The following is a 16040-nucleotide window of genomic DNA, read 5'->3' as shown; positions in this document are numbered from 1 at the left end:
GAAATATATGAGGCAACGGGGCAAACTGGTGGGTATGGCGAAATGGGCTATTCTGGCTGTGGTATTGTGCCTGCTGCTTCTATCTTGGATGTTCAAATGGTTCTCGGCAGAGGAACACAAAGCGACCTGGCTGTGGGACGCGTCCATTATTGCAGAACAAACGCCTGAGATTATTGCCTTTTCCAAAGAACAGGGCGTAGATACCATCTTCCTGCAAATCCAGGATGAGCTGCCTGACGCAACATACCGTAAATTCATTGCGGCTGCCCGACAGGCTGAGATTGAAGTGCATGGACTTAACGGTCATGCAGACTGGGCCTATGAGGAGAAGCGGGATGAAGGACTTGCTTTTATCGAGCGAGTAAGAGCATACAATGCAGCTTCGGCCAAGAATGAACGCTTCGAAGGCATTCAACTGGATGTGGAGCCGTATCAGTTGAAGCGCTGGGAGAACGAGGAGAGCAGCGTCATTGCAGAGTGGCAGAACAACATGAAGGCCTGGACAAAAGCCGGCGAGGATGCCGGACTGTACATGAGCGCTGCCATTCCGTTCTGGCTTGATGCCCGTCAGTCGGCTGAAGGAGGTACATTCAGTCGCTGGGTGATCTCCCACTTTGATGCGGTGGCCATTATGGCTTACCGGGATAGTGGGCAGCAGATGTATGATCTGTCCAAGGAAGAACTGGACGAAGCGGATGATCTCGGCAAGAAAGTCTGGGTCGGAGCGGAACTCGCGGATACACACGAGGGGGATCACCTGACCTTTTTCCGTAAACCGGTTAGCAACATGAATGAAGAGATGGCAAAGGTGTTTGATCTCGGTACCTCTCATTCTTCATTTGCAGGTGTAGCTGTGCATCATTATGAAGCATGGTATGCGAAGGAGAACGGTATTCCGCTTGCGCGCAAGGATGAAAAGAAGGAATAGCGTTAGGTCAGTGTTAACAAGTTGCTGGTTCCTGGTACATGCGTCAAGACTATTGTATAGAAAGAAGGCAAGTCCCGAGTAGATGGGGCTTGCCTTTTTTGGTGGTGGATCTATATAAATTGAACTAAAGAAAATTTACACTTGCCACTCCGATGACAGAACAACCTTCTGATCGCTGTTATCCCCAGATTTTTTATATTTGGCTTTACAAAGGAGAAAATCTGGTGATAAAGGCGAACGCTCCGCTTCTTCAGGTTATTTCTGTCCTCTCCGTTCCCGTGTAAATGTTTAGTTCAATTTATATAGTAATGGGTTTTGCAGCACTATGATGTGCAGGATATGAAACTCAGGAGTCTATTGGCAATTTGGTAGACGCGGTATCGTACAAACCGTACACAAGGCGTGGTGCATGAGGCATGGATTATAGGCTAGGGAGCAAAAGGTCGCTCCCTCATTCTTTCGTGCTCTCCGCTGTGCGATAGCGATTGGGCGGCAGACCAACTTGCTTTTTGAACGCTTTGGAGAAGGAGAACAAGTCCGGGTAACCTACGGAATGAGCGACTTCAGTTAAGCTTAGCGGCGTCTGCACCAGCAGGCGTTTGGCCTGATTCATTTTCAATTGTTGGATATATTGCACAGGGGACAGACCATAGGCTTTGCGGAACTGTTTGGCAAAATGGGTTCGATCCACACCCGCATGAGCGGGCACACCTTCCACGGAGATGCCGCCTGCAAAATGAATGTCCATGTATTCCTTGCCTTTCTGGAGCCAAGGTGTGGCTGAATCCGGTTGCAATCCTTTGGTTGCGGGGGACCGGGCAATTCGGTCGAAGAGGTTTAGAAATCGGGTGAGTCGTCCCAGATCACTCGCCCGGTCCTGCGGTTTGCGAACATCCTCCATGAACGAGCGCATGGCATTTGCAGTCTCCGGTGTCAGTACACCTGAACGGTGCGGTGAGTCGGGTGTAAGTCCAATTCGAGACAGTAGCTCGGCTGCATGTGCACCATCAAAGGCAATAAATATTTTCTGCAACGTGTCTTCTGGGTCCGTCCAGTACTCATGGGTAACATGCGGAAATAGACAGAACGCATCCCTGGCTCGAAGGGCGTGACGCTGTCCGTTCTGTATGAATGTACCTTCCCCCTCCAGCACAAACAGTAAATAATGATAAGGCGTAGTGCGCGGACCAATATGATAGTTGGTCTTGGCTATATTTCGTCCGATGCGAATCGGCCAGGCGCCACCAGCTTTCTCGAATTCAGATGGAGTGAAGAAAATAAGTTCCAAAAACTCATGGTGGTCCTCCTTCATGCTCTCGGTCATCAGGAACACCTCTTTATTGTATAAGTATCGTTCGTACGATCTAAAAGTTTCGCTTATAACCTATTATACAGGTGGGTTTTATATATATTCAAGATCAGGAAGACCTAAATCTGAGAAAAGACCACAAAATGACAAAACAAAATTGCCGCGAAATGACATTGCTCACAGACAAATCAATTGATATGATGTCCATACCTATTAAACCAAGTTAATTAATCGGCATTTGGATATGTGTTTTGAAAATGAATTAGAAATTAGGCACACTTTAAAAATCAATTTCAACCAGTGCAAACGTAGTGGAGGGGACGAAATCGATTCTGAAGAAACGTAGTGTTCACCTTTATCTCCGGATTTCCCCTTAGAAAAGGGGATCAAAAAATCTGGAGATAACAGTGATCGTAAGAACGATTCGTAACCGGAACGGCCAAGTTGCAGAACAGTGATCTTTTTTTAACATGAGACTTTATTTATTCATAGAAGGGATTGACTTTTGTGAGCGAACAGGAAGAAATGAAGTTTGGATGGTTTTTGCCTACAGCAGGGGATGGTAAGTATGTAGGGGTTGCCCCGGAGCGGGAGCCGAGTCTGGATTATCTGGTTGATGTGGCACAGACAGCGGAGAAGGCAGGATTCGAATTTGTACTGATTCCGACAGGGGGAGCCTGTCTGGACGCGTGGGTTGTCGGCTCGGCAGTAATGAGTCACACAAAGACATTGCGTCCCCTTGTGGCCATTCGCCCGGGTTTGGTTACACCCGTACTCGCTGCACGCATGGGAGCGGCACTGGATCAGCTCTCTGGTGGTCGGGCCATGATCAATGTGGTGACAGGCAGTTCTGTTCGAGATCTGGAGGAACTCGGCGATCCACTGGCACATGCGCATGATGAACGGTATGTACGGGCGAGCGAGTATATGGAAGTGATGAAGCGTTCATGGACCCAATCGACGGGACTGAATCTGACGGAGTTTGCCGGAAGTGGTTCAAACTCTGGTGCAGATGCACCCAGTGATCCCAATCCTGAATTCGGCCAGTATTACAATTTCAAAGGACCGGTAGGCATGCCGGAGACGGTGCAAGATCCGCATCCACCATTTTATCTGGGAGGAAGTTCACCGATTGCGAAGAAGGTCGCTGTTGAACATGCGGATACGTTCCTGATGTGGGGCGAGCCCCATGACTGGATTCAGGAGCAGATCGAAGAGATTGAGGTCATCCGACAGCAGGTGAAAGAGGAGACCGGACAAGATCGTCAGCTCCGTTACGGCATGCGTGCTCAGGTACTCATTCGGGATACCGAAGAAGAAGCATGGGCAGCGGCTTGGGAGATTATTAGCAAAGTACCACCAGAAGCGATTGAGAAAGCCAAAGCCGCTTTTGCCGAGACGGATGCAACCAACCAACGCAGACAGAACGAGCTACGGGAACTGTCCGAGAAGCAGCAGTTTGTCGTAGGTCCAAACTTGTGGACAGGCTTGTCCGTTGTGCGATCCGGCGGTGCGATCCTCATTGTAGGTACAGCTGAACAGGTCGCTGAACGCTTGATGGAATATGGAGATCTGGGCGTTACGACTTTCATTCTGTCCGGTTACCCGCATCTGGAAGAGGCCGAAATCTTCGGACGTACCGTGATGCCGATCATTCGCGAGAAATGGAAAACAAGACAGAAGCAGCATCAAGTTACTACTAACTAAGTAAGTTTAACTAATCTTTTTATACGAAAACGGAGAGGACAGAAATAACGTGAAGAAGCGAAGTGTTCGCCTTTATCCCCAGATTTTTCCTTTTATAAAAAGGAATCAAATAAATCTGGGGATAACAGCGATCGGAAGGTTATTCTGTCATCGGAGTGGTCAGTATAAACATTCTTTAGTTAAAGTATCAAGCATCCTCAGGAGGTCGTCTTTCATGAAAAAAAATAAAAAATTGATCCTGCCGCTTGTCAGTATGCTGGTGATGTCCATCCTGCTGTCAGCTTGCGGCGGCGGGGATAACGCGTCATCTGGAGAGAACGGCTCCTCGGGTTCAGGTAAAGTTACGATCAGCTTCATGCACTGGCGTGGAGAAGATTCCGAAGCACTCAACAAGACTATTGACGCATTTGAAAAAGAAAACCCGAACATCAACGTGGAGATGCAGACACTGCCCTCCGATCAATATCAGTCCACCGTACAATCCAAAATCAGTGACGGTTCGGTAGGGGATGTATTTGCTTCCTTCCCGGGTGCACAGTTCGAAGCTTTCACCAAAGCTGGCTTGTTCACGGATCTGACCGGATCATCGTTTCTGTCGGCCTACAATTCAAAGCTGATTGAATCAGGACAGCACGATGGCAAGCAATATGCAATCCCGTATCAACTCGTATATAACGATCCCATCTATAATGTAAAACTGTTTGAACAATACGGCTTGACGCCGCCGACCGATTGGGAAGGCTTCCTGGCCCTTTGCCAGAAGCTGAAAGACAATGGCATCATTCCGATTGCCTTTGCCGGAGCGGACATTGGTCCAGGACAATTCATGAATACAATGGTGATGAACAATGCACCGAGTGACGACATTTTTACCAAAGTGGAAGCTGGCGAAGCCAAACTGACGGATGAGTTTTGGGTGAAAACGTTGACTCAAATCAAGGAACTGAACGATAAAGGTTACTTCCAGCAAGATGCACTGGGTACGAAGGACCCTGCGGCGGGCGCACTGTTTATTCAAGAAAAAGCAGCGATGCTGGCAAGTGGGTCGTATCAATTGGCTCAGAACAAGCAGCAGAATCCTAATCTGGAGCAAAAACTGCTTGCACCGATTACGGTAAGTGCCGATCAAGCGAAGTATGAAGGGGTGCATACGACTACGTTCATGCTCGCGGTGAACAGCAAGTCGAAACATCCGGAAGAAGCGAAGAAGTTCCTCGAATTCCTTAGCAATCCCGATGTAGCGAGTGACTATGCCAACCAAACGGGACAGAATGTAACGGTGAATGATGTGAAGTACGATACGCCTGAGCTTCAGGTAGCCGGAGAATGGGCAACCCAAAAGACCGTGTTCCAGCCACGGTTCACCATCCTGAACGGAGATAATCAAAAAGCAGTAACCAACTCCATCCAGGCTGTACTGAGCGGCACTTCTCCAGAAGAAGCAGCACAGCAGGCACAAGCGATCATTGATCAGCATATCGGGAAATAAACGATGAAAAACCGTCTTCAGCTATCCCTGTTTCTGATCCCCGGGTTGCTGCTGTACGTTGGATTGTTCGTATTTCCTACATTGACGGGGCTGTTCTATTCCTTTACGGACTGGGATGGGGTATCCCCGTCGTATGCATTTGTAGGGCTGGATAATTACAAGGACAGTCTCAGCAGCATCGTATTCCGCAAAGCCTTTGGCAACAACGTGGAGTTCATGTTAACGGTTGTTATTGCACAAACCTTTATTTCACTTGTCCTGGCTCTACTCTTGGTACGTAATACCAAGACACGCATCGTGCTTCGGGCATTGTATTTCCTGCCTGCGATTCTGTCCTCCGTATCGGTTGGACTGATCTGGGCATTCATGTATGATCCATCCATTGGATTGATCAACTATGGACTGAATGAGGCCGGGATGAGCAGCATCGCTCGCAACTGGATTGGTGATCCCAAGATCGCTATCTATTCCATCGCTGCGGTACAAGTCTGGGCCCATGCTGGGCAGATGATGATTGTATTCATCGCGGGTCTGCAAGGTATTCCGGCAGAACTGTATGAAGCGGCTCGTATGGACGGCGGCAGCAAATGGCAGGTATTCCGTACCGTGACTTGGCCGCTGCTGGCACCTTCGGCAACGATTGTTGTGGCCTATACGACCATTCAGTCGTTCAAGGCATTTGACCTCATTTTTACAATGACGGACGGAGGCCCGAACTACGCAACTGAAATTTTGACAACATATATCTATCATACCGCCTTTGGCAGCTATTCATTTGGTCTGGCTTCTGCCGGTTCCATGATCTTCCTGGTGTTGCTCGCGCTCTTGACGCTGTTGCAGTTCAAGGCACTGCGTGCCGACCGGGTAAGCTATTAAGGTTGATGCTGGAGCATTCATCCTGCAACCGAGGCAGAAGGGAGTCCACATGTTTTTAAAATGGTTCAATCGCCTGATCTTATTGGTGTACGCGCTGCTGATTCTGGTGCCGCTGTACTTTGTGTTTGTATCCTCGTTCAAAACAAGCAGCAACTTCTTCACCAGTCCGTTCAGCTGGCCGGACCCGTTTACGTGGGATAACATCACTGGCATGTTCCGCAATCAGCCGATGTGGCAATATTTCGGAAACAGTCTGGTCGTGACGCTTGGTACTGTTGCAATTGAGTTGTTGCTGAGTAGCATGATTGCTTACGCCATTGTCCGCTGGGGCGGTAGTGTAGGTAAAATCGTGTTTGCTCTGTTCGTAGCAGGTCTGATCGTTCCATCCCAAGTGAGTATGCTGCCGATCTATTCTCTCACGCGTACACTCGGGTGGTCGGACAGTCTCACGGGATTGATTGTCGTATCCGCGGCTATGCTGATGCCTGTCTCAGTATTTATGCTGACAGGTTTCATGCGAATGCTCAATTCGGAGATTCTGGAAGCGGGCAGTATGGATGGAGCAAGCGAGTGGAGACTCTATACGCGGATTGCACTGCCACTGGCTGCACCTTCGCTGGCGGCAACGGCTACGTTCCTGCTCGTCATGGTTTGGAATGACTTGCTTATTCCGATGTTAATGCTCAGCAGTAAGTCCAAGCTAACGTTACCACTCGCGCTTATGCAGTTCCGCGGGGAATACGTGACGAACTATCCGATGATGCTTACGGGTGTGCTGGTAACGGCCATTCCGATGATCGTGTTGTTCCTTTTGCTCCAGCGTTACTTTGTTGCAGGTCTGACAGCGGGTTCACTCAAGGGGTAAGGTATCGCAGAAATCGGAAGGAAAAGCTTATTTTGCATTGATTTCTGGAGCATTCTGCATAATAATGATTTAGTGTCAGGATGACTACATAGAGATCAAGGGAGCTATAAGTGATGAGCAAACTGGAAGTGTTGCGGAATCCCAAGCAGCGCAAGCTGCTGTTCAGTGCCGGCATGAGCTGGCTGTTTGATGCGATGGAAGTTGGTATGATCTCCTTTATCGTGGCTGCACTCGCCAAGGAATGGAGTCTCAGTCCCGGACAAGTCGGCGTGCTTACGAGTATTAACTCCATCGGTATGGCATTAGGTGCTTTGCTTGCAGGTGCACTTGCGGACCGTTTTGGACGGAAGGCCATTCTGATGTGGACCTTGTTAATCTTTACGATTGCAAGTGGTCTATCTGCATTAGCGACTGGATTCGCCGTATTGTGTGCATTGCGTCTGGTTGCAGGTATTGGACTCGGCGGAGAGTTGCCCGTGGCATCCACATTGGTATCGGAGTCGATGCCTACAGCGGAACGAGGACGTGCCGTTGTATTATTGGAAAGTTTCTGGGCAGGAGGCTGGATTGTATCGGCGCTCATTGCCAACTTTGTCATTCCGGAGTACGGATGGAGAATTGCCTTTGCCATTGGTGCGCTTCCGGCGTTCTATGCACTGTATCTGCGTCGTGCCATTCAGGACCCGCCGCGGTACAAGAATCATACCAAACTTCATAAAATCACGTTCCGCGAGAAAGTGGCTACCGTCTGGTCAGCACCACATCGCCGTACAACGTTGATGCTCTGGATTTTGTGGTTTACCGTCATTTTCTCTTATTATGGAATGTTCCTGTGGCTGCCTTCGGTTGTAATGGCAAAAGGATTTACGTTGGTCAAAAGCTTCCAATACGTGCTGATCATGACGATTGCACAGTTGCCAGGTTACTTCACCGCGGCGTACTTCATTGAACGTTACGGTCGCAAGTTCGTACTTGTTGTGTACCTTACCTTGACCGCATTCAGTGCGATTGCGTTCGGACTGGCAACAACGGAAGCGACGATCTTGGCCGCAGGAATCTGTCTATCCTTCTTCAATCTGGGAGCTTGGGGTGGTCTGTACGCCTACAGCCCGGAATTGTATCCGACTTCCGTTCGTTCGACAGGTGTTGGACTTGCCACATCGGTTGGCCGAATCGGTGGTGTACTTGCCCCATTAATGGTCGGTATGCTGGTTCAACGTGAAGTTGCGATCAGCCTGATTTTCACGATTTTCTTCGTGACAATCCTCATTGGCGCAGCGGCTGTACTGTTCTGGGGCCGGGAAACAAAGGGTCAGGAACTGGCCGAGTAATTGTCAATAAATACAACGCAACTTTTGTACGGGTCTGCCTGCCTACGGAAATAACGGGTTGGACAAGCGGTATATGGTTGATACAAGAAGGGGCATGACCATGGTGTGACCATGGGCTCATGCCTCTTTTTGTTATGTTCAGCGTCGGTTTTTCACTGCGTCATCAGTCCGATAGACTTCATTTTTTCTATATCCTATAATGACACTCGGGATGTCCAACCGTGAGGATTCAGTAGAAAGATGTGGGATCTGGATTCAGAAAAGTGGAGGTTAATGGAATGATGAAGAACAATATTGGAATGGATCAAGCGAATGAAATGAATGAAAAGAATATGATAATTGAATTAGATAGCGTGAGTGAGATGAAAGAGATGAAGGTGGTAAGCCATATGAACAGTAATGAACGGACTACAGTTGATAGCACAAATGAGGGGCTGGATCTATTAACGTTTGCTGACAACATGGAGCCTATCACTGTCAGTCGGAAAGTCACTCATGGGAAGGGGAACACGGCTGGCAAAAGAGCAGGGCGGGTCAGCTTGCTTCTCGGTGCCTGCGCATTGACTCTGGGATTGACCGTGGCAGCTCCTTCTGCGGGAGCACAGAAGTTGGAACAGGGCGTTCGTAGCGAACATGTGCTGCAATTGCAGGAGCAATTAAGCGATCTGGGCTACTTCGATGCTGGAATGACTGGATATTACGGTACCATCACCAAAGGTGCTGTCCGCAAGTTCCAGCAGGCGCAGGGACTGAGTGCAGATGGAGTTGCAGGTCCGGCGACACTGAACAGGCTGAATAAAAAGGCTAAAGCCGAAGGTGAGACGTTACGCCAGTTGGCGAAGCTGATCCATGGTGAAGCGCGCGGAGAATCTTTTGAAGGGCAAGTCGCTGTAGGAGCGGTTGTGTTGAATCGGGTACATTCGAGTGAATTCCCGTCGTCTATTTCGAAGGTTATTTTCCAGAAAGGGCAATTCACGGCTATAGACGATGGCCAGTTTAATACCAAGCCAACCCAGACCTCTTACAGAGCTGCTCGCAAAGCTTTGAATGGCGCTGATCCGACGAACGGAGCGCTCTATTATTACAATCCGAAGATTGCCACGTCGGTGTGGAGTAAGAGCAGGCCGACGCTGCTGACCATCGGGCAGCATGATTTTACGAGATAGGATAAGTTGGTGGAGAATTAAATTCGTAGACAGTAATTGGATACCATAGTATAACCCCGGTGGGTACTGCGAGGTGCAGTCTTCATCGGGGTTAATTTAAATTTGTATAACTTATAAACTATAACTAGAGTTTTACCCTAAATCGAAAGTTAATGATGGTGCTAATAAGTCTAGATCTGTTGTTGTAGCCAAATCCCATGCTTGATCCGAAGGATTCAGCAATCATACCTTATATCTACCTCTTTTGAGAGTTTAGTGGTAAAATATTCTTACTATTTCCAAATATGATTGTTTTCTTTGAACCTATTAGACTAGATGAAATGGCTCTTGTAGTGAATAGTAACGTACATAATTAGGAAGAAAAGTAATTTTTTAAATGAAGAAATTGTTATTAATTCTACTAAGCAGGAGTATCTATTGTAGGTTCCAAGTATGTAACGTGTCCGAGGTGGTAGTCTACAGCAAAGACCATAAAGTAATATACAGTCTAGAATTAGTCTAACGCACTGGAGGGAACTACATTCAAATTAGAAGTTCTAGTAATATTCATGTTTCACCCAGGAAAGCAGGAGCGAATTGAAAGTGAGGAAAATTATGTACCGTATGGTTATGATCATCTTGGCTGCTATGTTGGTACTAATATTAGGGGGCTGTGCAGGTGTGAATGAGAAAAAAATAAAGGATCAAGAAATTATAAATCGGTCGGAAGCGATAGCAATTGAATATTTGAAAAATAACTATAAATTAGATGTAACGATAACACAAAAAAAAATTCTACCTAAAATGGCGATGAGTCGTGTCACTATCTATGGATATGTAACAGGACATGAAGATCAAACTTTTAGTGTTTATAAAAACTATGAAACAAATAAACAAGAATCTTTCGGATATAGTAAACAACTAAAGAAGGCTCTTAATGAAAAAGGATATAATATTCAATATTATAGAATGTGATGAACATAGTTCGCTTACTCCCGAGATGAGAAGGAAAGCAGAGGAGGGGCATTTGATGGACAAGTGACTAACTTTATACATCCTGGAGATGGCATTGCAAGTGGTTTTTTTGGAGGTTATGAGCGGCATGTGGGGGCCACGTTTCTTATTGATTCTAACTATGCAGATGGAAATGAAAACTATGGCATTAACGTTTGGGCCAAGGTAGTGGATACGTTTTTTGAGGATGGTCCTAAATATCACGATATGAAGCACTATAGCTTCGATCAAGATGGATATATTGATAATCCTCTTTATGATGAAGTTACTGGAGAACGAGTAAATTTCTCTCCGCGAAAGCCTTCGGAGCATAATATACTTGATCACGCGCTCGAAGCATGGGACACATTGACCAAATGATTCAAATCGGTGGCCAACGTGGTTGGTGGATACTCCGCAGGGACCATAGAGCTAACTCCTGAGGAATTGCAAGAGACTGCGGACAAATGGAGACGACAAGCTCAGGATATGAGTCGTACCTTTGAACGGATTCAACGGAACTTTTTTGAGTATACCGAGAGCAGCCATAGTCAGCGACTTGTACCTATCGTGTGGGATCTTCAAATGAGTATTAAGCAGCTGGATGAATGGCACATGGAGCATACGTCGGAACTGGTGGACTACATTAATCAGAAGGCAGAAGATTTTATACAAGCAGATTCCGGAGCACAGTGAAAATTTACATAGTAGTAAAAGAGCCTAACCAAACTAAATCTAACTAATCGGAGAGTGGAAAATTTGAAAAAAATAATGTTACCCATGATGAGCGCTGTAGTAGTCGTATCGACATTGATTCCTTTCCAGGCTTCTGCCGCAACAACAACCTTCAGAGATGTACAAGCTAATCACTGGGCAAAGTCTGCTATTGAATCTGCAGTTTCCAAGGGATACTTCAAAGGATACGGTAATGGATTGTTCAAGCCCAATGCTTCGGTAACAAGAGCAGAATTTGCATCCCTAATTTCACGAGTAGCCAAAGACATGACACTTCCGGAAGATGCCCAGACTGATTCATTCAAGGATCTGAATGGACACTGGAGTAAGGCTGAGGTGGATCGGGCAGTTACTTTGGGGTTCATTAATACCAAAGACTATCCAAACGGATTTAAACCAAGTACTCCGATTACTCGCGAGGAAATGGCCAAATGGTTGAGTTCCGGATTGGTTGCTTCCAGTGCTGAGTATAAAACAGCATTTGCTGAAACGAAAGGAACGTTACTTCCAGTCAAAGAGTCGTTTAAACCAGGAATTGCTCAAGATAAAATTCCTTATCTCGCTGTTGCAATGGGAACCAACTTGATGAACGGTTTTCCAGACGGATCGTTTGGAATGGACAAAACAACAACACGAGCGGAATCTTCTGCTATTTTGTTGCGACTCGAAAATGTACTGAAAAAAGAAGCAACAAGCTTTGATGATTTGAATGAATTACGTATGGTAGGTACGGAAAAATCCAACATTGAGTTAGTTTCTAATTTAACAACGGGAAACACGTCCATTGCGGATATCTCAGGTAAGAGAAAAACGTTCAGGAACGGATCTGGCAGCCTTGTGTTTCATCGTTTAATTGGGGTGAGTATTAGCGATTGGAACAAGAAAAAAAGTATCTATGCACCTTTATTCGTAGATGACTTAGATAAATCATTTTACAAAAACAGAAATGTATTCCCTGTGTTCTCGGAGCTAACTATCTATCCAAAAGCTAAAGATTTTAGCATCTCACATTATTCGAATGGTGTGATCGACATGACTGGTGGTTCGCGTATTGATAATGGTTTAGACGCTAAATTTGGTTATCAAATTCTACCGAATTTAGAAAGTGCTAAATTTTTCGCGAAATATAAAAATGGTATTAAGTTGTGGGTGGTCAACTACATCAGTCTTGATAATCCGAATAATCAATTCAATATGGATGATGGATCGTTTGCAGTCATTAAAAAGAAATGAGTGAAAAACGTATGAGAAAGATTCCGGCTATTATTTCATTTCTACTAGCTTTAGTAATAATGCTTGGTATATTCCCGATGCTGGCTGATGCTAATTTCAGTAATGGCTATCCAGATAAAGACATCGAAGTTACGCCATCGGGACTAGCAAAAGGAAAACAGACGATTAAAGTTAAAGTTACAGGAACAGCAACGCCACGTCCGAAAACGGTCTGGACTCAGGGAGATTATGACATATGGCAAGCCACACGTAATGAGGGTGATAGAGTTGAAACCCAAACATTTAGTAGTGGCGATAATGCCTTGCCGATGGAAAAAGCCGTGAAGGATAAAATAAATACTACCAACTATGTTCCAGCTTCTTTGCAAGATGAGGCGGGAAATAGATTTCAGAAAGTATTCGTTAAATCAGTTGGAATTGATGACATCAGTTATGTGGATGTTGCATCCTACACGCCAGTTGGTGCTAAACCTGATTTCGAGAAAGGAAAATTGTTCGCCATCATTGAAACGAAAACTGGATATCCAAACAAAGTTACTGAAAAACGACAATATGGCATACGTCAAGACGGAGATAAGAAGTTCCAAGCAGATTATGAAACGCCTTTAAAAATTGACTATTCCGGTTACGTAAACGAAACAAAAGAGATCCGAGTACGAGAAGACATGCAGCTGCAAGTTGACGATGTAAAATCATTGGTTGCAGAGATCCGAACTAAGGCATACAACCAAGAAGAATTCGGTAACTGGGTGAATGTCTCCAAACGTGCTGAACAAATCGAATGGAGTTCTAACCAAAAAGAAGTAGTTTACGTAGAGAAACTAACAGGGCAAATTGTTGCTAAAAACGTCGGAACGGCAATCATAACGGCAAAATGGAAAAATTTAGAAAATGGACCGTATCACATTTATGAAAATGTAACGATTACGGTTGGCGATACGCCGCCACCCGAAATTCCGGAAACGCCAGATGCGGCATGTGCAGAGTCGCCTGTCGGAGAAATGACAGGGGAGAGAATGGACCCTAATGCAAGCGCAGTTATTAAGGCCGATCAACGTGGAAGTGAGCCATTTGACGTACTGCGAGGTATCCCTACCTCTGAAAGTTTGTATGGCAATGTATTTGGTCTAAGTTACCTATTCCAAAATAAGTTTGTGAATATGCAAGGCACTTGTACATATATCGTAGTTGTTGAAAAAACGTATAACAAAACGTGGACAGACGAAAAGAAAATTTCGGATGGTAAAGGTGGTACGACAACGGTATCAACTCCAAGATCTAGAGATGTAAAAGTACCCTACACCTATACTGTGAAACGGGATTTCGAGTATTGGAAAATTGACACTTTGCTTGTATATGAGATAACCGATGCGATCCTGAAAAACTATGCTCTACCACAGATTGAACTATATCCTGCTGATTATCGTAGTCCCATCTATGCGGCGGCTACGAACGGTACCTTTTACGCACCCAATACACCGGCTGTGTTAACAGCGCCTTCACAGCCAGTGCCGGGAGGGACCACTGAACCTCCAACACCAACAGATGATCTCTCATCAATTGCGGAAGATGCTGTGCCAAAGGTCCAAGTTAAGAATGACTATTTGAAGTTTAATGGGGCTGTTGTCATGGACAACGCAAAAGTAGAAGAAACGGGGCCAACGCCAGGTCAGATCGCAGAACCCCAAATGATTGGCAAAGATGTTCTGTACAGTCCTGACAATGAAATATCCAAAACCTTGTTAAATAAGAAGGATACGCCTAGCATAGGCGAAATCCGTTATGAATTAATGAGTGGAAATGTTAATGAGGGTAATGAGGAAGAAACCTTTGAAATTCCGGGGATCAACACAGTCACTGTTCATACGCCAGTCGTGAACTATTCTCTTGTTTCAGACGATCAACCTTATAATCAGAAAACGATACCGAATATGGATCGATCTGCCCTTATTTTGGAGCGGCCGTTCACAGTCCGTATCCCCACGAGCGGACAGCATTTGGATGTCAACTCTTATCCGGGATATGGGGATCGGGATTATGCCAAATATTATCGAATCAAACAGGTGCGGTTTCCGTTTGACGTGTACAGTGCCGACCGGACACAGTTTTACCCGCGGAGTACATGGATCGATATTCCGGTGGACGTGCTCGATACCACCTTTTATCTGCCTGTGTGGGTAGATGAGGGAGATTACCAGGTGGAGTTCCGTAATATTGCAGAGAATGCACCTGCCGAATTTGAATCGATGTCTAGGAGCAATGCCCAACCCGATGCCAACACAGATCTAACCTATCATCTGGCCAGCGACGAAGTATCTGTGGAGGTCATTGGGAGGTTATACGACTTTGAAATCACGGACATTGCAGACTACAACTGGGAGCTTGTTTTCCGGCGATTTAAGGGCAGCATTGCCCCAACCTGGATCAGTTATTGGACGGGAACGCAGGGCATCGACGGTGACAAGCGGGGGAACAAACCGCAATTCACCGTACCGATTCGCCCAGGCAGTCATCCGCTGCAAGGGTATCAGAATGTGGCTGTGAAGACGGGATATCACTTTAAGTTTGATTTCAAAACCAAGGGCAATATGTTCGGGCCCAGAGACGGCATTCGCCTGACTCCGACCTTTGATTTTGTCAGCAAAAATGGGAAAACACGCGTACCGGTAGATCTGTATTACTCGACGAACCAGCGAAGTTTTATTCGTATTGGTTCAGCAGAGGATCAAGTCAAGCGGTTTGTCATTCTCAATGATCGGTTACGTCAAGTACCTTCGGAACAGCTACGAGATACGGCGACCTACAAATATAATCGCTATGGCGAAATTCATCCAGGGATGATGAGTGAACGTACGTATCAGGAGTACTACCGGGATAAATTTACGAAAATGAAAACCCCTGTAGGCGGATACAGTCTATTGCTGATGCCGGAGCAATTACGTACGTTTATCGGACCCAAAACGAATATTCCGACGAACGCAAGTGCGGATGTACTTCGTGCAAATGCTGCCATTCAGCAGTGGTATGGAGAGTATAGTCTACCCGCCGAGCCTTACGTGGTTCAAGCAGGAACCAATCTGGCCGAGTATGGGCGTACCCATGGTGGTTTGGATGCAAAGTCACCGATCTTCCTGAAAAATGGTTATATCGTGGTCAACTTTAATTTAGAGTCGATCCAGGAAGGGAACCTAGGGGCTCCGCATCTGCAATATATCCATGCACCGCTGATGAACCAATGGTTGCTGGAAGGATTTCAGCGTCAAGTCGAAGATAGCTACGGCAACTCGTTCACTTTAAGGGACGGAGATGTGGTGTTCTACCATGCCGATCGTTCCAGCCGAGATGATTTCAGTGCACAGGTGCCACATTAATAAAACAAGCACGAAATATGCTGAACGTTTAGAACACAATAGGTTGAGATAAGGAAGA

At 46.2% G+C, this 16040-nt stretch carries 13 protein-coding genes; 12 read left to right on the top strand and 1 reads right to left on the bottom strand.

Annotated elements, in window-relative coordinates; genetic code table 11:
* The first annotated feature begins 7 nt into the window (after positions 1-7).
* Positions 8-928 carry a hypothetical protein gene (locus MKY66_RS19955; protein WP_076211344.1) on the top strand — a complete coding sequence of 307 codons (921 nt, stop codon included), beginning with the start codon at positions 8-10 and terminating at the stop codon, positions 926-928.
* Positions 929-1379: 451 nt separating this feature from the next.
* Here the strand turns inward: MKY66_RS19955 and MKY66_RS19950 are convergent, their stop codons facing one another.
* Entirely contained in the window at positions 1380-2240 is an 861-nt protein-coding gene (locus MKY66_RS19950) for an AraC family transcriptional regulator (protein WP_339805702.1), read from the bottom strand.
* A gap of 522 nt (positions 2241-2762) precedes the next feature.
* Here MKY66_RS19950 and MKY66_RS19945 point away from each other — a divergent pair.
* From MKY66_RS19945 to MKY66_RS19895, 11 genes are all read left to right on the top strand, one after another.
* Positions 2763-3944 (top strand): LLM class flavin-dependent oxidoreductase, encoded by a 1182-nt coding sequence (locus MKY66_RS19945; protein WP_076211708.1) that lies wholly within the window; start codon positions 2763-2765, stop codon positions 3942-3944.
* A 214-nt stretch (positions 3945-4158) separates the two neighbouring features.
* Entirely contained in the window at positions 4159-5433 is a 1275-nt protein-coding gene (locus MKY66_RS19940) for a sugar ABC transporter substrate-binding protein (protein ID WP_076211342.1), read from the top strand.
* A gap of 3 nt (positions 5434-5436) precedes the next feature.
* Entirely contained in the window at positions 5437-6309 is an 873-nt protein-coding gene (locus MKY66_RS19935; protein WP_017687487.1) for a sugar ABC transporter permease, read from the top strand.
* Positions 6310-6358: 49 nt separating this feature from the next.
* Entirely contained in the window at positions 6359-7174 is an 816-nt protein-coding gene (locus tag MKY66_RS19930) for a carbohydrate ABC transporter permease (RefSeq protein ID WP_017687488.1), read from the top strand.
* A 113-nt stretch (positions 7175-7287) separates the two neighbouring features.
* Complete coding sequence (locus MKY66_RS19925) at positions 7288-8505, top strand: MFS transporter (protein WP_074095747.1); 1218 nt, start codon at positions 7288-7290, stop codon at positions 8503-8505.
* Positions 8506-8783: 278 nt separating this feature from the next.
* Positions 8784-9671, top strand: a complete 888-nt coding sequence (locus MKY66_RS19920; protein ID WP_256704241.1) for a cell wall hydrolase — start codon at positions 8784-8786, stop codon at positions 9669-9671.
* A 609-nt stretch (positions 9672-10280) separates the two neighbouring features.
* A complete protein-coding gene (locus MKY66_RS19915; RefSeq protein WP_339807181.1) occupies positions 10281-10625 on the top strand; it encodes a hypothetical protein in 345 nt (114 codons plus the stop codon).
* Between the two features lie 63 nt (positions 10626-10688).
* Entirely contained in the window at positions 10689-11024 is a 336-nt protein-coding gene (locus MKY66_RS19910) for a hypothetical protein (protein WP_256704239.1), read from the top strand.
* A gap of 9 nt (positions 11025-11033) precedes the next feature.
* The gene (locus tag MKY66_RS19905; protein WP_256704238.1) at positions 11034-11339 is read left to right on the top strand and encodes a hypothetical protein; all 306 of its coding nucleotides are present in this window, start codon (positions 11034-11036) and stop codon (positions 11337-11339) included.
* A 54-nt stretch (positions 11340-11393) separates the two neighbouring features.
* Entirely contained in the window at positions 11394-12611 is a 1218-nt protein-coding gene (locus tag MKY66_RS19900) for an S-layer homology domain-containing protein (protein ID WP_076211340.1), read from the top strand.
* A complete protein-coding gene (locus MKY66_RS19895) occupies positions 12608-15982 on the top strand; it encodes a DUF5704 domain-containing protein (protein ID WP_339805694.1) in 3375 nt (1124 codons plus the stop codon). Before MKY66_RS19900 ends, MKY66_RS19895 begins: the two co-directional genes overlap by 4 nt.
* Positions 15983-16040: the final 58 nt, after the last annotated feature.

It is taken from the genome of Paenibacillus sp. FSL R5-0766 (assembly GCF_037971845.1).
Taxonomy (GTDB): domain Bacteria; phylum Bacillota; class Bacilli; order Paenibacillales; family Paenibacillaceae; genus Paenibacillus.
This window is presented reverse-complemented; position numbering and strand designations above follow the sequence as displayed.